General features: G+C 60.0%; 17 protein-coding genes, 2 tRNA genes and 1 pseudogene. 9 read left to right on the top strand and 11 right to left on the bottom strand.

What is annotated here, in order from left to right; all coding sequences use genetic code 11:
* The first annotated feature begins 12 nt into the window (after positions 1-12).
* From AACV02_RS03945 to AACV02_RS03925, 5 genes and pseudogenes are all read left to right on the top strand, one after another.
* Positions 13-2298, top strand: coding sequence for a TonB-dependent receptor (locus AACV02_RS03945; RefSeq protein ID WP_119735548.1), 2286 nt, complete (start codon positions 13-15; stop codon positions 2296-2298).
* A gap of 17 nt (positions 2299-2315) precedes the next feature.
* A complete protein-coding gene (locus AACV02_RS03940; RefSeq protein WP_106580659.1) occupies positions 2316-2963 on the top strand; it encodes a MotA/TolQ/ExbB proton channel family protein in 648 nt (215 codons plus the stop codon).
* Between the two features lie 56 nt (positions 2964-3019).
* A complete protein-coding gene (locus tag AACV02_RS03935) occupies positions 3020-4237 on the top strand; it encodes a phospholipase D-like domain-containing protein (protein ID WP_119735547.1) in 1218 nt (405 codons plus the stop codon).
* Positions 4238-4597: 360 nt separating this feature from the next.
* Positions 4598-4732 (top strand): annotated as a pseudogene (locus AACV02_RS03930) (phospholipase D-like domain-containing protein); the annotation flags it as partial.
* Between the two features lie 491 nt (positions 4733-5223).
* The gene (locus AACV02_RS03925; RefSeq protein WP_119735546.1) at positions 5224-6963 is read left to right on the top strand and encodes a dipeptidase; all 1740 of its coding nucleotides are present in this window, start codon (positions 5224-5226) and stop codon (positions 6961-6963) included.
* Positions 6964-7035: 72 nt separating this feature from the next.
* Here AACV02_RS03925 and AACV02_RS03920 read toward each other — a convergent pair whose 3' ends face one another.
* The 4 genes from AACV02_RS03920 to AACV02_RS03905 form a co-directional block, all read right to left on the bottom strand.
* Positions 7036-7584: a hypothetical protein gene (locus tag AACV02_RS03920; protein ID WP_119735545.1), complete on the bottom strand. Its 549-nt coding sequence runs from the start codon at positions 7582-7584 to the stop codon at positions 7036-7038.
* Positions 7585-7605: 21 nt separating this feature from the next.
* Entirely contained in the window at positions 7606-7926 is a 321-nt protein-coding gene (locus AACV02_RS03915; protein ID WP_234452761.1) for a hypothetical protein, read from the bottom strand.
* Entirely contained in the window at positions 7923-8243 is a 321-nt protein-coding gene (locus AACV02_RS03910) for a hypothetical protein (protein WP_119735544.1), read from the bottom strand. Before AACV02_RS03910 ends, AACV02_RS03915 begins: the two co-directional genes overlap by 4 nt.
* 284 nt (positions 8244-8527) lie before the next feature.
* On the bottom strand, positions 8528-10189 hold the full coding sequence (locus AACV02_RS03905; protein ID WP_119735543.1) for an NAD(P)H dependent flavin oxidoreductase family protein: 1662 nt from the start codon (positions 10187-10189) through the stop codon (positions 8528-8530).
* A gap of 78 nt (positions 10190-10267) precedes the next feature.
* On the opposite strand from AACV02_RS03905, the gene pdxR reads away from it, so the two are divergent.
* Positions 10268-11749, top strand: a complete 1482-nt coding sequence (gene pdxR, locus AACV02_RS03900; RefSeq protein WP_119735542.1) for a MocR-like pyridoxine biosynthesis transcription factor PdxR — start codon at positions 10268-10270, stop codon at positions 11747-11749.
* Between the two features lie 23 nt (positions 11750-11772).
* On the opposite strand, the gene AACV02_RS03895 is transcribed toward pdxR, so the two are convergent.
* The 3 genes from AACV02_RS03895 to AACV02_RS03885 form a co-directional block, all read right to left on the bottom strand.
* Positions 11773-12018 carry a hypothetical protein gene (locus AACV02_RS03895; protein ID WP_106580667.1) on the bottom strand — a complete coding sequence of 82 codons (246 nt, stop codon included), beginning with the start codon at positions 12016-12018 and terminating at the stop codon, positions 11773-11775.
* Between the two features lie 77 nt (positions 12019-12095).
* A complete protein-coding gene (locus tag AACV02_RS03890) occupies positions 12096-12296 on the bottom strand; it encodes a hypothetical protein (RefSeq protein ID WP_119735541.1) in 201 nt (66 codons plus the stop codon).
* A 38-nt stretch (positions 12297-12334) separates the two neighbouring features.
* Complete coding sequence (locus AACV02_RS03885) at positions 12335-13438, bottom strand: polyamine ABC transporter substrate-binding protein (RefSeq protein ID WP_119735540.1); 1104 nt, start codon at positions 13436-13438, stop codon at positions 12335-12337.
* A gap of 138 nt (positions 13439-13576) precedes the next feature.
* On the opposite strand from AACV02_RS03885, the gene AACV02_RS03880 reads away from it, so the two are divergent.
* On the top strand, positions 13577-14368 hold the full coding sequence (locus AACV02_RS03880; protein WP_106580670.1) for a helix-turn-helix domain-containing protein: 792 nt from the start codon (positions 13577-13579) through the stop codon (positions 14366-14368).
* Between the two features lie 11 nt (positions 14369-14379).
* Here AACV02_RS03880 and gltS read toward each other — a convergent pair whose 3' ends face one another.
* The 3 genes from gltS to AACV02_RS03865 form a co-directional block, all read right to left on the bottom strand.
* Positions 14380-15591 carry a sodium/glutamate symporter gene (gene gltS / locus AACV02_RS03875; protein ID WP_119735539.1) on the bottom strand — a complete coding sequence of 404 codons (1212 nt, stop codon included), beginning with the start codon at positions 15589-15591 and terminating at the stop codon, positions 14380-14382.
* A 201-nt stretch (positions 15592-15792) separates the two neighbouring features.
* A tRNA-Gly gene (locus AACV02_RS03870) sits at positions 15793-15868 on the bottom strand.
* Positions 15869-15871: 3 nt separating this feature from the next.
* A tRNA-Glu gene (locus AACV02_RS03865) sits at positions 15872-15947 on the bottom strand.
* 370 nt (positions 15948-16317) lie between these two features.
* Here AACV02_RS03865 and AACV02_RS03860 point away from each other — a divergent pair.
* Both AACV02_RS03860 and AACV02_RS03855 read left to right on the top strand, forming a co-directional pair.
* A complete protein-coding gene (locus tag AACV02_RS03860; protein WP_119735538.1) occupies positions 16318-17076 on the top strand; it encodes a hypothetical protein in 759 nt (252 codons plus the stop codon).
* Positions 17077-17191: 115 nt separating this feature from the next.
* A complete protein-coding gene (locus tag AACV02_RS03855) occupies positions 17192-18004 on the top strand; it encodes an alpha/beta fold hydrolase (RefSeq protein ID WP_119735537.1) in 813 nt (270 codons plus the stop codon).
* Between the two features lie 39 nt (positions 18005-18043).
* Here AACV02_RS03855 and AACV02_RS30830 read toward each other — a convergent pair whose 3' ends face one another.
* Positions 18044-18886 carry a methyl-accepting chemotaxis protein gene (locus AACV02_RS30830; RefSeq protein WP_372239715.1) on the bottom strand — a complete coding sequence of 281 codons (843 nt, stop codon included), beginning with the start codon at positions 18884-18886 and terminating at the stop codon, positions 18044-18046.
* Positions 18887-18891 lie beyond the last annotated feature (5 nt).

Here is an 18891-nt window from a genome sequence, read left to right as displayed (position 1 = left end):
AGGACGACAGTGATGAGGTTCACCCGTATTCATCTGGCACTCGTTGCCGCGACTAGCATGAGCCACGGAGTGGTCATGGCAGATACCAGTGACAGTGACGTCGGGACTATTGGGGTACAGGGGGGCAAGGCAACCGCGGGGGGCGGTTACATGGTCCAGGAAGAGAGCGCCAAGGGCCGCTCGACCGTCACCAAGGAAGCGTTGGACAAGCAAACCGCCACCGGCAACGCCATCGACAAGCTCAAGTACACGCCGGGCCTGAACATTTCCAGCGAGGACAACACCGGTCTGTCGGGCTTTCGCTTCACCATGCGCGGCATGAACTCCGACCAGGTCGGCATGTCGGTGGATGGCATGCCGATCAACGACTCCGGCAACTACGCGCTGTATTCCAACCTGTTGGGCGACCCGGAAAACATCGAGCAGATTTTTGTCACCCAGGGTTCGTCGGAAGCGGATGGCCCGCATATCGGCTCCAGCGGCGGCAACATCGGCATCGTGACCATTCGCCCGACCAAGGAAACCGGGGCCTTCGTTAAACAAGTGGTCGGCAGCAACGCCACGCGCAAGACCTTTGCGCGCCTCAACACCGGTGAGGTCAACGGCCTGAGCAACTGGTTGTCGGCGTCCCACACCGAAGGCCAGATGTGGCGTGGCTCGGGCGCCGTGCGGGCGGACAAGGTGGAGTGGAACAGTTTCTTCGACGCTGGCAACGGCAACACCGCCAACCTGATCCTCAAGTACCACGAGCAGGACAACAACAGTTACAGCCAGCTGACCAAGGCGCAGTTCCAGCAGTTCGGCCGCAAATATGACCCGTACCCGGCCAAGCCGGCGCTGGGCGCCAATGGCAAGATCAGCAGCTACTACGACCTCGCGCAGAACCCGTTCCAGACCTTTACCGCCGTGCTCAACACCCAGTACAAGCTGAGCGACAACCTGGCGCTGTCGGTGATCCCGTATTACTACTACGGCAACGGCAGCGGCGTGGGCTCCTCCGCCTATGCGCTCAACAGCGGCTCGAACAAGGGCGGCGTTTTCGACCTCGGCAACCTGCCGACAGCGGCCCAGTACAACGCCGACGGTTCGTCCACCACGGGCGTTTACTACCGCCCTTCGCGCACACAGACCTGGCGCCCGGGCATCACCACCAAACTCAACTGGGACCTGGGCGACCACAGCCTGCAGTTCGGCTACTGGTACGAACGCGCGCGCCAAAGCCAGACCCAGCCGTTCATTGCCCTCAAAAACAGCGGCAAGCCCAGCGACACCTGGCCGGATGGCGACTCGGTGGTCGATGCCAACGGCAACACCGTACAAGGCCGCGACCGCTACACCGTGACGCCTGCGCAAAAAGTCTGGGCCCAGGACACCTGGTACATCAATTCGGACTGGACCCTGATCGCCGGCCTTGCCTACATGAATGTCGAGCGTGAAGGCACCAACCACGGCAGCCTCACCGAGCAACCAGGCAAAGCCGACCAGACCTACAACAAATTGCTGCCCAATGCCGGCCTGAAGTACCAGCTCGACGAGCGTGACCAACTGTTCTACAGCCTGTCGCGCAACATGCGAATTCCGCAGAACTACGTGCTGTACGACAAAGGCGTCGGCTCGCTGGACTCCAAACCGGAACTGAGCTGGAACCAGGAACTGGGCTGGCGCTACACCGGCGAAGACATGACCCTCGCCGCCACCTTGTTCTACATGCAGTTCAAGAACCGCCAGCTCACGTCCCTGGACAGCAACGGGGATTCGGCCGACATCAACGCCGGCACCGTGATCAACAAAGGCCTGGAACTGGAGTGGAGCGGCAAGCTGCCGCACAACTTCAATTACTACACCTCCTACACCTACACCAGCTCCAAGCAGCAGGACGACCTGACCGTCTTCAGCGCCGGCAAACCCATCGTGCTGCCCACCAGTGGCAAGCAGTTCGCCAACGTACCGACCAACATGCTGGCGGCCAACGTCGGCTACGACGACGGGCGTTTCTACGGCACCTTCGGCGGCAAGTTCACCAGCAAGCTGTATGGCGACCTGACCAACGACGAAGCCATCTCGGCGCGCACCATTTTCAACCTCGGCGCCGGTATCTACCTGCCCGTGGATAAAAAAGTCGTCAAGGACGCGACCCTGCGCCTGAACGTCGACAACCTGTTCGACAAGAAGTACCTGGACGGCGTGTACACCACCAAAACCAACGCGGCGAGCTACAGCGGTTTCCGCGATGGCGACCCGGCCTACATCGTTGGCCTGGACCGTACCGTCACTGTTTCTCTGGAAGCGAATTTCTAACTGCGAGGCTATAGATCATGGACATGAACCTGCTTCACGACATCACCTTTTATGTGATGTACGCCGCCATGGCGATTGCGATTTTCATCACCATCGAACGCGGCATTTACTTCGCCTACGTGCGTCGCCAGGCGCGGGCCTTGACCGAGGTGCTGGGCGCCAACGTGCACAGCGAGCGCGACTTGCCGCAAGGCCTGACCCGTCGCGACAGCCTGCCACTGAACATGGTGCTGCCGGTGCTGGCGCAAAAGGCTTCTCAGGGTTCGCGCAAGGACCTGGACGACGAAATCGAAACCCAGTACCTGAAGACCCGCGCACCGCTGTCGCGCAGCCTTTGGATCATCGAGACCATCACCACCGCCGCGCCGCTGCTCGGCTTGTTGGGCACCATCCTGGGCATCATCGACACCTTCAAGGCGCTGGCCAGTGCCGGCGTGTCCGACCCAGGCCAGATCTCCGGTGGCATCGGGACGGCGTTGTTCGCCACCGGGTTGGGCATCGCCATCGCGCTGTTCTGCGTGGTGTTCCACAACTTCTTCCAGGACAGCCTGGAGCGCATCAACGACCAGCTGAAAATCCTGCTGATTCGCGCCGCCACCGGCGCCCGCGTGCAGAGTGAAGTGCCGCACCTGGTGCCGACGCCGTTGCACAGCCGCACGGCGTGACCCTCCCACGGCGGGCGCAACCTGCGCCCGCCGTTTTTTTGCCCGATGAGACGCCTATGTCCCTTTCGATGAAGTTGCGTATTGCCGGCCTCACCGGCTTGCTCCTCAGTCCGCTGGCCCAGGCGGACTTTTCGATTCCAGGCTTTGAACTGGTGCACACCGTGCCAGTGGACACCGCGCTGGGCACGGCCGATTTGCGCCAGCCGGGGCCGGTGTGGATCGCCTTGTTTGATGGCGCGAAAAGCAGCATTGATATCGGCCAGTTCTACGCGGCCGACCATCCTGGCTCGGTGATGGACACGGTGATTGAGCATCTGGAAGCTGCCGGCAAACGTGGTGTGAAGATTCGCTTTTTGCTTGAGGAAAAAGGCATTCGGCTGTCGGAGGCTTCTACCCTGGAACGCCTGCGCGCGATTCCCAACCTGACCTTCCGTGTGCTGGCCTATGGGCAGTTGAGCGGCGGGATTATCCACGCCAAGTACATGGTGGTGGACGGCAAGCAGGCGTTTGTCGGCAGCCAGAACTTCGATTGGCGTTCGCTGGAACATATCCACGAGACCGGTTTGCGCATCAGCGATGCCACCGTGGTCAGCCAAGTGCAGGCGATCTTCAATCAGGACTGGCAGGCCCAGGCCGCGCTTGCAGATAAGCAACCCGTGCCGCTGCCGGCTGCGGGCCAGGAGCCGGCACGCACCGGCAACTATCTGGTGGCCAGCCCGCAACGCTACAACCCGCCCGGCGTAGGCGATTCACAGCTGGAACTGCCGCGCCTGTTGAGCGAGGCCAGGAAAGAAGTGCGCGTGCAACTGCTCGACTACGCGCCGCTGTCCTACGGGCCGGACCGAACCCGGCCGTACTACGCGGTGATCGACAACGCCGTGCGCGCCGCCGCGGCGCGTGGGGTGTCGATCAAGCTGATGGTGTCCAACTGGAACACCGACTCGCTGGAACTGCCCTACCTCAAAAGCCTCGCCGTGTTGCCGAACGTAGAGGTCAAAATCGTCACGCTGCCGCAGGCCAAGCAAGGTTTCATCCCTTACGCGCGGGTGATCCACAGCAAGACCATGGAAATTGACGGGCAAGTAGCATGGGTCGGCACCAGCAACTGGCTGGGCGGGTACCTGGATAACTCGCGCAACCTGGAAGTGGTGATGCATGACGCGGCGATGGCCAAGCGGGTGGGCGAGCTGCATGCGCAATTGTGGGATGGGCCGTATGCCAGAGCGCTGGATGTAGCGGCGCAGTACCCGGACCCGCATCCTGGCAAGCCGTGAGCTGAACTCGGTTCTTCCTACGCAAAAAAGCAAAGTGGGAGCGGGCTTGCCCGCGATAGCGGAGTGTCAATCAACGTAGGCGCTGACTGACACACCGCCTTCGCGGGCAAGCCCGCTCCCACAGTTGATGCTCGGTGGCTCATGTGGGGTGGGCCGTATGCCAGAGCGCTGGATGTAGCGGCGCAGTACCCGGACCCGCACCCTGGCAAGCCGTGAGCTGAACTCGGTTCTTCCTACGCAAAAAAGCAAAGTGGGAGCGGGCTTGCCCGCGGTAGCGGAGTGTCAGCCAATGTAGGCGCTGACTGACACACCGCCTTCGCGGGCAAGCCCGCTCCCACCGTTGATGCTTGGTGGCTCACATTGGAAGTGGTGATGCATGACGCGGCGATGGCCAAGCGGGTGGGCGAGCTGCATGCGCAATTGTGGGGTGGGCCGTATGCCAAAGCGCTGGATGTAGCGGCGCAGTATCCGGACCCGCATCCTGGCAAGCCGTGAGCTGAACTCGATTCTTCCTACGCAAAAAAACAATGTGGGAGCGGGCTTGCCCGCGATAGCGGAGTGTCAGCCAACCTAGGCGCTGACTGACACACCGCCTTCGCGGGCAAGCCCGCTCCCACCGTTGATGCTTGGTGGCTCATGTGGGATGGGCCATATGCCAAAGCGCTGGAGGTAGCGGCGCAGTACCCGGACCCGCACCCTGGCAAGCCGTGAGCTGAACTCGATTCTTCCTACGCAAAAAAGCAAAGTGGGAGCGGGCTTGCCCGCGATAGCGGAGTGTCAGTTAACGTAGGCGCTGACTGACACACCGCCTTCGCGGGCAAGCCCGCTCCCACCGTTGATGCCTGGTGGCTCAAATACCGAGGTAGGACATTTCCCTCATCCGGGTCTCCCCTACCAGTCCTTCGTGATGGTAGTGTGTGAAATTGTTTCTGACATTTCGATCAGAAATTTTCCCACTCCTCTTTTGCAAAGGAATGCCTCTAGTCATGCATTTTCCACTGAAAAAACTGGTGGCTGCCACCCTGTTCGCGGCCAGCTTTTCGGCCATTGCCACCCCCGCCTTCGCCAACATCAGCGCCGAACAAAGCGCGACCATTATCAAACATTTCAGCGAAACCCCAGCCAGCGATTTCCGTGGTTTCCTCGGCACTCTGGCCAAAAGCGACCTGGCGAAAACCGATGACGTCGGCCCGGCCATCGACGCCTTCCTGGCCAACAAAACCCTGACCGCCGACCGGCAGAACGAAATCAACCGCCTGCTGGGTATTTACACCCGCGTTAAATACGGCAAAGCCGCGCTCGAAACCCTGCGCGAGCTGGTGGAAATTCCGACCTTCAACGTCGACGGCCTGCCGCAGTACAAGAACCCGGAATTCCTCAAGATCGCCGACAAGATCCAGAGCCTGGCCAAAGCCTTCAACCTGAACTTCCGCAACATCGACAACCGCGTGTATGAAATTTCGCTGGAAGGCAGCGGCGATGAAGTCGTCGGCATTCACGCGCACGCCGACGTGGTGCCGGTGACGCCGGAAAACTGGGTGCTCAAGGACGGCACCAAGCTCGACCCGTTCAAGGTCACGCTGATTGGCGATCGCATGTATGGCCGCGGCACCGAGGATGACAAAAACGGCATCGTGGTAGCCCTGTATGCCATGAAGGTGATCAAGGAAGAGAAGCTGCCGCTGGCGCGCAACTTCAAGCTGTTGGTGGACACCACTGAAGAAACCATGGGCGACGCGATCCCCTATTACTTCGAACACAACCCGGTGCCGCAATACAACCTGGCGCTGGATGGCGGCTACCCGGTCGTGATTGCCGAGAAAGGCTACGGCACCGTCATGGCGAGCTTCCCGGTGCGCAAAGGCACTGGCAAAGGCGCGGAAATTATCTCGATGACCGGCGGCATGGCCACCAACCAGATTCCGTCGGTCTCGGTCGCCACCCTGCTCAGCGACAAGCCTGCTGAACTGGCCGCCAGCCTGCAGAAAGCCGGCGCTGACTACGTCAAGCAAAACGGTGGCAATTTCGACGTAACGGCCAAGGTGGTCGGCAAAGAGGTCAAGTTGACGCTCACCGGTGTGTCGGCTCACTCCTCCGAGCCGGAAGCGGGCGTCAACCCGGTCGCACGCATGCTGGAACTGATCCACAGCATTGACGGCAAAATCGCGCTGAAGCACAACCACATCACCGACGCTGCACACTATGCAGCTGACAACTGGGGCCTGGATTACCTGGGCGGCAAGTTGGGTGTGGGCTTCTCCGATGCGTTCATGGGACCACTGACCACCTCGCTGACGTTTGTCGGCCAGGATGACAAAGCCTTCAAGCTGGCGGTGAACCTGCGCATCCCCAAAGGCAAATCGCCGGAGGTGCTCAAAACTGAAATCGAAGAGAAAATCAGCGCCTGGGACACGCACACCAAAGTGGCGATGAACGTCACCTACTCGGTGGCCGAGCCGATGTACCGCAACCCTGAAGGTGAGTGGGTCAAAGCCCTGCTGGCCGTGGCCAGCGAAAACCTCGGCATGGAGCACACGTTCGGCACCTCGGCCGGCGCGACCTCCGTGCATGATCTGCCCAATGGCGTGCAATTCGGCCTGGCGAAGCCGGACGTGAAGTACACCGGGCACACCGACGGTGAGTTCAAGACCGTCGAGCAGTTCTTGCTGGACCTGCAGATCGTCACGGAAATGATGGGCCGTGTGGGGCAACTGCCGAAGCTCTGATAAGCCAAGGTAAACACCACAACGCCGATCAAGATTGATCGGCGTTGTGGTTAAACAGGCCTGGCTTGCGGCCTAAAACATATCCATCGCATTGCACAGCTTGGCCTTCTCTACCGGCACGTTCTGCGGTTTCCCCGTCGGGTTCAGGCGCTGCAACGCAATCAGGCACTGGCCACCGTCCAGCAGGATCAGTTCGTAATCTTGCCCGGCCTTGGGGGTGAAGTGAAAGCTCTGCCTGCAGCTGTAGGCATTGCCGCCAGAAACATAGCCCTCACTCTGGAAGTTCATGGCAAAGGGCTTGTTCGCCGGCACCTTCAGTTCGCTACGCGCCGAGCCTTGCGCCTCCACCCGGCGGTTGCTCTCGGGCATGCCCAGGCTGCGGCCATTATTCTGACCCGCAAAGCCGGATTCGGACACGGCCATCACCCCGGCGCCAGGCACACGCCAGTCGATGCAGTCACGGCCCGGCACACCGCGCGCCATGCCATTGGTGATCACGCGCAAGCGTGCGGTATCCCCTGCTGTGGGTTCAACATAGGGCGTGTTGTAAGCACGGATATTGGAAATATTGCCGCAGCCACTCACGGCCACGGCCAGGCCTGCTATCAGAAACACTCTCATGGAAATCCTTTTTTTTGAGGCTTAACGGCAGTGATAAGGGCTTTCGCTGCGCAGTTCCTCGCCGGTCCGGGCATCGCGAATGATGACCGTCGCCCCCGGCGCATTGAGGCAGAACGCATTGCGTATGGGGTAAATGTTATGGCCCTCGGCGGTGAAGGTGCCGAGCCTGGTTATCTGGGCGCCGGAGGCGTCGTGAGCCGTGACAGTGTATTCACCCGACATGGTCAGGCAGCCGCTCAGCGACAGCAGCAAGGTGGCGCAGATGGCATATTTCACAGGTGATGTCCCTATCGCGTTGAATGCCGAGCCCTTAAAAACAGAGCGTTGTTTTTGTGGTTTCATTGCGCCGACTCACAGGCCCTCAACGGCGCCTTGGGGTGCAATGCACAGAGGTCGAAACCGTCACGCCGCGTGTAGCCAGCACGCTTCATACACACAAAGCGCTGCGCCCGCTCCTGGAAGTTCGCATTGGGATCGATGCCGGAACCATTCTTTTCACCACACGCCAACATGGACGCAACCACATCCTGGTGGCTGGCGCCGGGTTTCTCCCATAAGTCGGCATCGGCCGTGGGGGGCTGGAATGGCTGGCTAAAGCAAGCAGTGACAAAAGGTGCAATCAACACACCTAACGCCAGGTGTTTAAGCCACAGGATCAATCTCCTTATTTACGCGCAATCACCGGCACCCGCACGGGTCGACCCTTGGGCCATTATGGTGTGCAGGACTGCCGGCGATAGATGTAACAGCTGTGCGTCGTCGTTATGGACCTCATCCTCGAGGACCAGGTTCGCCCGTTCGACAGGGTCGGTCAAACATCCTACAAAATACTGATTACGTTACCGGCCATCCGCTGTTTTTTAGCAACGCCCGCTCCAGCTCAGGCCGTTGCGGCCAGCACCGGGAGTCGCAACCCGCGCAGCGGCGGGCTGCGCTTAACCCTTCAAACCTCAAGCATCAGGATATCTTCAAAGAAACCGCCGACCGGCTCGGTGGGGTGGCAGAGCTGGATCTCCAGCACCCACACCATTTCACTCGGCGTGATCTCAAGCGCAGCCAATTCCTGGTTGCCGAACAAGGCGTGGGGGAAATCCGCAATACGGTGACCGGCCAGGTTGCGCGACAACCGCCAGCCCTTGGCAACGGCCCGTTCCTCGGCAAAGTCATAGAGCTCACAGCCGGTCAGGCCGCGCATCCAGGCCTCGCGGGTTTCTTCGAACACTTCATGCAAGACCTTGAAGCAATCGCGGTGCAGCGCTGACTCGCCGAAGACGAAGGTGTCGCCATAGTCGCCCTCGTAGCCGTCCCACACCGGGCCGAGGTCGACCACCACGATATCGGTGGCACGCAGCGTGCGCAGTGGGTCAATGCCTTCCCTGGGCGGGCGAACCGTGTCGTCGCCAAAACGAATGTAAGTCGGGTGCCAGGTGTGCGAGGCGCCCATGGCCTGCAATTGCGCGGCGGCCATGTCGAGGGCTTGCCCGGTGGTCATGCCGACTGTGAGCTGGCTGGCAATCGCCGCCAGGGCGCGGATGGTTTTTTCACGCGCGGCGAGCATACCGTCCAGCGAGTACCGCGGGCCGACTTTTTCCCAGGTTTGATCCAGTCCATTGAGCAGCGTGTCGGCGCTCGACCGGCCACTGGGTACAAACGCTTCGGCGACAAAACGATGGCTCGGCAAACCCGCTTCGAGGCAATCGGCACGCGCCTGGCTGATCATGCCGCCGTTACCGCAGGCATACACCTGAGCCGACGCCCAACGGTGCCCATGACTCAGCGCCACTTCCTGCACCCTGCCCTGCGCTGCCAATACCGGGTGCCAGTGAAAACGCGGGTGGTCGATGACCGCCTGGTCCAGAAATACGCGGTCGTAAAAGTCTGCCGCCTGCGCGCCGCCCCAGTAAAACGTCACCTCCACCTCCTGCTTCAACGCGCTCAGCAGGATCGGCTTGATACCCGCGTAGCCGGTGCCTGTGGCGAACAACACCACAGGCGCATCGTCATCGTCCTGCCAGGTGCAGGCACCAAAAGGCCCCTCCAGCGTCAACAGATCGCCAGCCTCAAGGCTGTCCAGGAGGGCCTCGGAAAAAAGCCCGCCGCGCACCCGACGAATCTGAAACACCAGGCGCCCATCGCCGTCGGCCGGCAGGTTGGCGATCGAGAAACAGCGCGAGTCGCCATCGACCAGGCGGAACTTGAGGTACTGGCCCGGCCGTACGGCCAGCGGCGTGTCCGGCATCACCACCAACTCAATGATGTCGGGGCTGAGGTCACGCTTGCTCAGCACCGTCGCCTCGACCACCAGCGCGGGGGTGTCCAGCGACCACCCGGGAATCTCAAGGCGCATGTCGGCGCAGGCGTGGCTTTGACACAAGAGCATTTCATTCGCTGCCAGCGGGTAGCACGGCGCGGGCGCGCCCGGCGCCAGCTGCTTGGCGCGGTAGTGGCCTTGCGTGACCACCACCTTGCACGAACCACACGCCCCGCGCCGGCACGAGAACGGCACAGCCAGGCCGCTGGCGAGCATCGCGTCGAGCAACAGCTCATCGCCGGCTTCAAAGGTTTTCCCCGAGGGGGCGAGTTCGATGACATGGCGTGTGTTCATAACAACCTCAGGGGTGAGTGAGGCTTGATTGTTGCGCTAGACTAGGCCCATTAAAACCTCCAGTTTTGGATACTTAAGATGGTCCAGATGCGTAAATGGCGCCCGCTGCTCAAGCTCGACGAGAGCACCACCCAGGCGTCCTATCGCAAAATTGCCGAAGGCCTGGTGCAAGCCATCCTCGAAGGACGGCTGCCGCCCGGCACGCTGCTGCCGGGCACACGGGAAATGGCGCAGATGCTCGACGTCAACCGCAAGACGGTGATCCTGGCTTACGAGGAAGCATCGACCAAAGGCTGGCTGATCAGCGAGCCGCGCCGGGGCACGTTCGTCAATGCGCAATTGGCGCCAACGCCCGCGTCCAACCGCGCGCAGCACTCTTTTGCCCCGGCAGTGCTGGCGCAGCCAGTGGTGCCGTATTTCGAGCAGAATGCCCAAGTCATCGCCCTGCAGCATCGGCATGACGCGCTGTTTTTCGATAACGGTGCCTGCGACCACCGCTTGCTGCCCCAGGCCGTTTTACACCGCTATTACCGCAATGCCCTGCGCAGCAGTTTTGCGTCCAACTCGGTGCGCTACGGCAGCGAAGGCACCGGCTATGAATTGCGTTGCGCGCTGGCAGAGATGCTGCGCAACAATCGCGGGCTGGCAGTCAGCGCCGAGAATATCTGCCTCACGCCCGGCACTCAGGTGTCGCTGTACCTGACGGCCAGCCTGCTGATCAAACCCGGTGATGTGGTGTTGGTGGAGCGTCTGAGTTACCCGCCGGCGTGGGAAATTTTCCGCAAGCTCGGCGCGCATTTGATCACTGTCGATATGGACGATGAAGGCTGTCGCACGGACCACATCGAGCAGTTATGCCACGCACATGATGTAAGGGTGATTTACCTTACGCCGCACCACCAGTTTCCTACCACGGTGAGCCTGCATGCGGCCCGTCGGCAACACCTGCTGGCGTTGGCGGCGCAGCACAATTTCTGCGTGATCGAAGAAGACTACGACCACGAATATCACTTCAACGGACGCCCCTATCTGCCGTTGGCCAGTGACGGCGCGCAACGCCATGTGATTTACATCGGCTCATTATCCAAGGCGTTGGGGTCGACGTTTCGTTGCAGTTATGTGGTGGCTCCGGCCAGCGTGATTGAGGTGCTGCAGAACAGCGCGGCACTGGTGGTAGGCGACACCGACGCGGTTGCACAAAAAATGCTCGCGGACCTGATCAATCAGGGGGAATTGAAGAAGCACCTGCGCCGTGTTTCGAAAGAATATGTGGCGCGTCGAGAGGTGCTGCAGAGCTGTTTGCACAGCGCATTTGGCGATCGAATCCAGGTGCGCGAGCCTGAAGGCGGCCTGGCCCTCTGGGTTCGCTTCCAGGATGAAACCGACGTCGATCAGTTGCTCGCCACAGCCCGGGGCCAGGGCGTGGTGGTGCGCAGTGCGCGTCAGTTTTCACCGCTGAATGTGCCGGAAAATGCCCTGCGCCTGGGGTTTGCCTCGCTTGATCGGGATGAGCTCCGGGAAGCCACGCTGCGGTTGGCGCGGGTGATGAGCAAGCGTTGATCACACGCACGCATCAACACCCGTTAGAGCGCGCCTTGGCCGCTGTTTTGAAGCCGGGCAAGGTCGGGAAACTCGAGCAACAGCGCCCGATTGCCGCGACCGATATGCTCCATCACCGCCAGCGTGATGAACTCGCGCACCATCCCGCTCGAGACGTAATACATCGCCCAGGCTTGTTCGGGCGTGCAGTGGCCGATCTGTTCTTCGATGTCCTTGTAAGCCTGGTATTCGTCCGGCTTCAAAACGTATGGGTTAGCCGCTTGGCGCATGATTTTTCTCCTCCCTGAAAACGCTGCGACAGCCCCTTGGTCTGCCGACGGCTAACGCTGGGACGCTATGGCCCCGTTCATACGCCGGCGCTGATCGACTTTCGTCGAGCGACTCCCCTATCATGCGTATGGAGCAATGCCTTGATGCGGTTCAGCAGTTGTTTTTCATTACCCAGTGACGTGAGACCGTGGGTGCATTGCGCCTCATAGGCCTCAACCATCTTTATCAGCGTCACTAATTGATGAGTGTCGGCTTTGGTTTCTTTGTAAATAGCCATGTAAGCCCTCTGCCAATAAAGATGAATGCCACGCGAGGTTACGTACCGCTCTTGACCTTGGTCCACACCCGCGTGCGGATTCGCTCCAACTTCAACGGTAGTGGTTCAAGCGGAACAAGTGTGGCAACCGTATGCTTGTCAGGATAAATCCAAGGGTTGTCGCGCAGCTTCTGCTCGACAAACTCAGTGGCGTCCTTGTTAGCGTTCGGGTACAGCGTGTGGTTCGAGCTCTTGGCAATCACTTGCGGTTCAAGCATGTAATTGATGAACGCCAGACCTTCCTTGGCATGGGGCGCATCTTTGAGCAGCACAAAGTTTTCCGACCACACCAACCCGCCCTCACGAGGCAGGCTGTAGGCAATTTTGCGCCCGGTGTTGTTTTTCTCATTGATGGCCTGCGCCGTCAGCGCCCCACTCGCCCAGCCCACGACCACACAAATATTGCCATCGGCAAAGTCGGCGTAGGTTCTGGAGGAGTCGAAGTAGAGAATATAGGGACGGATTTTCAACAGCAGCGCCTGAGCCTTCTGGTAATCCTCAGGGTTCTGGCTGTTGCTCGGCAGGCCGAGGTAATGCAACGCGATCGAAATGACCTCGCTGGGCGAGTCGAGCATCGCCACGCCACAGGACTTGAGCTTGCTGATGTTTTCTTCTTTAAAGATCAGGTCCCAGCTGTCCACCGGGGCGTTGTCACCCAACGCGGCTTTGACTTTATCAACGTCATAGCCAATCCCGGTGGTGCCCCACAGGTAAGGCACGGCGTAGCGGTTGCCCGGATCATTCACCGAAAGCAGCGCCAACATCTCTGGGTCGATATGGGAGAAGTTGCTCAGTTGGTCGCGGTCCAGCGGTGCAAGCACGCCCGCCTTGATCAGGCTTGGCAGGACATTGGAGGTGGCGACAACCACGTCATAGCCCGTGCGCCCGGCCATGACCTTGCTCTGCATGATCTCGGCGCTGTCGAAGGCATCCACGTGCATGCGCGCGCCGGTTTTTTGCTCGAATTCCTTGGGCGTCTCTGGCGCGATCAAGCCGAACCAGTTGTACAGATTCACCTGAGGTTGCGCCGCCGCTGCAGGCGCGCTGATACCTACACAGACAAGCGAGGCCAAAAAAATGGCTCGCAAATGTGATTGACTCATATAACTATCCTTGTCAAAACGACAGGCCTTCATGGCCTGCATCCGCTGGGAGGTGAATATACCCGGCGTCGTCTAATAGTAAATACCTACAAGTACTTAGCTCGCGCCTATGAACGCCTAACCCTAAAGGGGTAGAACATGTCACTCGACCTTCATAACCTGGCCTGGCACCGATCGGCCGGCAAGCTGATCATGGAGCTCAATCGCCCGGCTTTCTGGAGCTCGCTGGTTCGCGTGTTGAATGAATATGTGCAGATCGACAACTGGGTTGTCCTGGTTTTCAGCGATCAACAGGTCAACGTCATCAGCTTTACTGAAGTGGCCGATGCCGAGGAGGTGGATGCCCTGACTCAGCGCTACCTCAAAGGGCTGTACCTGCTGGACCCGTTCTACATTGCCAACCGGGAAAACCCGCAGAGTGGCTTTTTTCACTTGTCAGACATAGCGCCCGAGCACTTTCTGACCACCGAGTATTACCGTCAGTATTTCGCCCAGTACGTCTCGGTGGATGAGGTGCAGTACAACGTTCAGCTCGATGAGGACAGGACGTTGTGTATTTCATTCGGCAGTAACGTGCGCTACAGCCCGGAACAGATCACCACACTGGATATCATCAAGCCTTGGGTTTTGGCATTGATGCACCAGCGTATGTGCTTTGAGATCGACGTTGAAAAAAACCTCAATGAGACACCGCCCTGGTCGCAGGCAATTGTTCAACTGGGCAGCCAGATCACAACGCGTGAAAAGGACGTGCTCAAGTTGCTGTTGAGCGGGTTCTCCAACAAAGAAATCGCCGGCAAACTGTCCCTGTCGACAGAAACGGTGAAAGTGCACCGGCGCAATATTTACACCAAGCTGAACATCAAGTCCCAGTCCGAACTCTTTGCGCGTTTCTTCATGCCAAAACAGGACGTCTACGCGGTGAACTGAAGGCGCGGCGCTCAGCCCGCCGCGCCGAGAAACGGCAGCGCGAGGAACAGCTTGATCACCACCGCATTGGTGATGTCGATGAAAAACGCCCCCACCATCGGCACCACCAGAAAGGCAATCTGCGAGGGACCGAAGCGCTGTGTCACCGCCTGCATATTGGCAATGGCGGTGGGTGTCGCGCCCAATCCGAAACCGCAATGCCCGGCCGCCAGCACCGCCGCATCGTAGTTGCTGCCCATCACTCGAAACGTTACGAAAATCGCGAACAGGGCCATCAACAGCGCCTGTGCCGCCAGCAGGATGACGATCGGCAACGCCAGCGCCGCCAGGTCCCACAGCTTGAGCGACATCAAGGCAATCGCGAGGAACAACGACAGGCTGACATTACCCAGCAGCGACACTTCCCGCTCAAACACCTGATGCCAACCCAGCGCCGACAAGCCATTGCGCAGCACCACGCCGACAAACAGCACGCAGACAAAGGTGGGCAACTCGAAGGCGGTGCCTTGGATGACACCACTCAGGCAAGTGCCAACCTGCAAGCTGATCGCCAACAGGGCCAGGGTTTCGATAAATGAAAACGAGGTGATCATGCGCTCCTGATCGGGGCGCTCAAAGCCTTTGGGCCGCCGCGGCTGCGAGTGCTCAACGCCAGGCACCTGGACACGCTTGATCAGCAGGCGCGCGACCGGGCCGCCAATCAAGCCCCCCAGCACCAAACCAAAGGTCGCCGAAGCAATTGCCAGTTCAGACGCGGAGGCCACGCCGTATTTCTCACTGAACACCGCGCCCCATGCGGCGCCCGTGCCGTGCCCACCCGACAGGGTGATGGAGCCCGCCAGCAAGCCCATCAATGGATCAAGCCCCAGCGCCTTGGCCAACGCGATCCCCATGGCGTTTTGCACCACCAACAGGGCCGTCACGACCAGCAGGAAAATACCCAGCACGCGCCCGCCTCGCTTCAGGCTGGCGAAATCTGCGTTCAGGCCAATCGTGGCGAAAAACGCCAGCATCAATGGGGTTTGTAAGGAGGTGTCGAAGCGAACCTCGACATCCGCCAGCGCACGCAACGCCAGCAGCAATGCGGCAACCAACAGGCCGCCGGCTACCGGCTCCGGAATGCTGTAGACACGTAGAAAGCCAATCCGGGCCACCAGCCAACGGCCCAATAAAAGCACCAGGGAGGCAGCGACCAGGGTTGAATAGAAATCGAGCTGAAGCATCTGGACAGTCCTTTGAAGTAAACAAGGAAAAGGGGCTGGCCAGAGTAGAGACAGCGGAACAGGTACACAGCTACCCGACATTGATTACAGACTATTCCTACGCACATCAGCACATGGCCTACATGCGTGGTGTGTTTTGCCGGCAAAAAAGCGACACGAACAAAAACGCCGATCATCACTGATCGGCGTTTTCGTTAAATATGGAGCGGGAAACGAGACTCGAACTCGCGACCCCGACCTTGGCAAGGTCGTGCTCTACCAACTGAGCTATTCCCGCAAATGGCGTCCCCTAGGGGACTCGAACCCCTGTTACCGCCGTGAAAGGGCGGTGTCCTAGGCCACTAGACGAAGGGGACACACGTACAACATTCACTCCCTACCGCGTTTCGCTGTGTGCTTTACGCTGTAAGTGGCGCGCATTCTATGGATGGATTGAAAGGTCGTCAACCCCCAAGGATAAATTTATTTAAATCAATGACTTCGCCCTGCTTTCCAGGGCTTTGCGGGCATTGTGCCCGTGCGGGCTTTGACGCCTATATTCTGGCGCCCGACAAGGCGCTATAGTTCGCCCAGGCAAATGATGGCAATGTGCATCCACGCAGGGAACGCTTACCTATATAGCAGAAACTACCTGGGCAACTGGTCGAACAATCCTATCCGTCGGATGGCCCAGTCACTACACTCCACAGCAAACCCTATAAAGAGGTCACACCGGTGACACCACTCATGATCACCCTGCTGGTAATAGCCGGGATCGTAATACTGATCGCCATTGGCTACATGAACCACGTGGTGGAAAACAACAAACTGGAAAAGCAGCGCACCGAAATCGAGCTTAACGATCGGCTGCGTCGTTGCGGTGAGATCACCGAGACGTTCCCCGGCCAGTTGATGACCCCGAAACTCAAACTGTTGCTGACTCGCCTGGAACTCAACGTCACCCAGCGCCTGTTGCACCTCAAAAAATCCAGCGCGCCGCTCAAGGCACGTATTGCTGAGCTGAACGCGCTGATCGGCCAGGGCGAATCGATCCCGGTGGCCAACCCACCCGCGCCGATCCAGACCGAAGCCAAGGCCAAGGACGTGCGTTTCCTGCTCGAGGCGCTGCACGGTCAAGTGACCCGTGCGGCCCAGGACGGTTTTCTGCCGACCAACGAAGCCAAGCACTGGATCAAGGAAATTCGCCATATCTTGGTGTTGCTGCACATTGAGTTCTTCAACAACCTGGGCCAGCACGCCCTGCAACAAGGCCAGCCTGGCCAGGCACGCCTGGCGTTCGAGCGTGGCGTGCAGTACTTGCGCAAACAGCCGGAGCCGGTGCTCTACAGTGCACAACTGCAATTGCTGGAATCGCAACTGGCCCGCGCCAACTCCACGGTGCTGACCAACAGCAAGCCGGCCGAAGACGAAGTCAACGAACTGACCGAAGGCCTGAAAGTCGTCGACGCCGACGCCGAATGGAAGAAGAAAGTCATCTACGACTGATCGCCTGCCCCATGTGGCGACCCCAGGTCGCCACATGCCATCACTTTGCACCTATCCCCCCGCCACCGACTAGCGTAAAAAAGTGCCCCTCACTCCGTGAAGTTAGAGGCCTGCTATGCCTGTTGCCGTGATTGATGGACAACCGCTGCACTATGTCGACCAGGGCTCCGGCCCGGTCGTCCTGCTGGGTTCGAGTTACCTGTGGGACCGCGACATGTGGGCCCCGCAAATTGAAGCCCTGTCGCAACAGTACCGCGTGATCGTGCCGGAACTGTGGGGCCACGGTGAGTCCGGCCCGCTGCCGACGCAAACCCGCTCCCTCGACGACCTCGCGCGTCAGGCCCTGGCGCTGCTGGATCAGCTGGATATCGCGCAAATCAATCTGGTCGGCCTGTCGGTCGGCGGCATGTGGGGCGCGCGCCTGGCGTTGCTGGCACCGGCGCGCATCAACAGCGTGGTGCTGATGGACACCTACCTGGGCGCCGAGCCCGACGCCACGCGCCAGTATTACTTCTCGCTGTTCAAGATGATCGAGGACGCCGGCGCCATCCCCGAGCCGTTGCTGGATGTGGTTGCACCGATTTTCTTCCGCCCCGGCATCGACCGCGAGTCGGCCCTGTACCAGGATTTTCGCAAGGCGTTGCAGGCCTTACCCAAAGAGCGCCTGCTGAACAGCATCGTGCCACTGGGGCGCCTGATCTTCAGTCGCGAGAACATTCTGGACCAGTTGCCCCGCCTGGACTCGGACACCACGCTGGTGATGTGCGGCGAGCAGGACAAGCCGCGGCCGCCCGCAGAATCACAGGAAATGGCTGAACTGATTGGCTGCAGCCTCACGCTGATTCCCGACGCGGGGCATATCTCGGCCCGGGAAAACCCGGACTTCGTCAATGAAGCGCTGCTGACCTTCCTCGCCAACCACGCCTGATTGGCGCCCTGCCCTTTGTTCGCGGCTGACCCGCCGCGATCAAAGGCGGAAGTGCCCCACCATGCCCTTGAGCTCCGCGCCCAACTGCGCCAGCTGGATACTCGACGCGGCATTGCCCTGCATGCTCAACGCCGACTGATCGGCGCTCGCACGAATGCTGGTCACACTGCGATTGATCTCTTCGGCCACCGAGCTTTGCTCCTCGGCCGCCGCGGCAATCTGCTGATTCATTTGCTGGATCAATGACACCGCCGCGGCAATGCTGCCCAACGCGCTCTCCGTTTCCAGCGCATCGCTGACCGCCAACTTCACCAGCTCGCCGCTCTGCTGAATCTGCTGCACCGACGACTGCGCCGCGCTGCGCAACGTACTGACCAGACGCTCGATTTCCTCGGTCGATTGCTGCGTGCGCTTGGCCAACGCCCGCACTTCGTCGGCCACCACTGCAAACCCTCGGCCCTGCTCGCCGGCGCGGGCCGCTTCGATGGCGGCGTTAAGGGCCAGCAGATTGGTTTGCTCGGCCACGCTTTTGATTACGCCCAGTACCGTGCCGATATTCTGGATTTCCGCGCTCAGGCTTTCGATACTCGCGCTGGCACTGGTGCTGGAGGACGCGAGCAATTCAATCCGTTGCAGGCTCTGGCGCACCACTTGCTGACCGCTGTCGACCTTGTCGTCGGCGGTCTGCGCGGCTTGCGCGGCCTCTTCGGCGTTACGCGCCACGTCGTGCACCGTGGCGGTCATCTGATTCATTGCCGTGGCAACCTGTTCGGTCTCTTCCTTCTGGCTGCTGACTTCAACATTGGTCTGCTCAGTGACGCTGGACAGTGAATGCGCCGAACTGGCCAATTGCTCGATGCCCGCTTGCAGCCCACTGACCATCTGGC

Origin of the sequence: Pseudomonas sp. Larv2_ips (genome assembly GCF_963879675.1) — a bacterium.
In the GTDB taxonomy this organism is placed as follows: domain Bacteria; phylum Pseudomonadota; class Gammaproteobacteria; order Pseudomonadales; family Pseudomonadaceae; genus Aquipseudomonas.
Note: the sequence above shows the minus strand (reverse complement) of the source record. Positions and strands in the feature narration are given on the sequence as shown.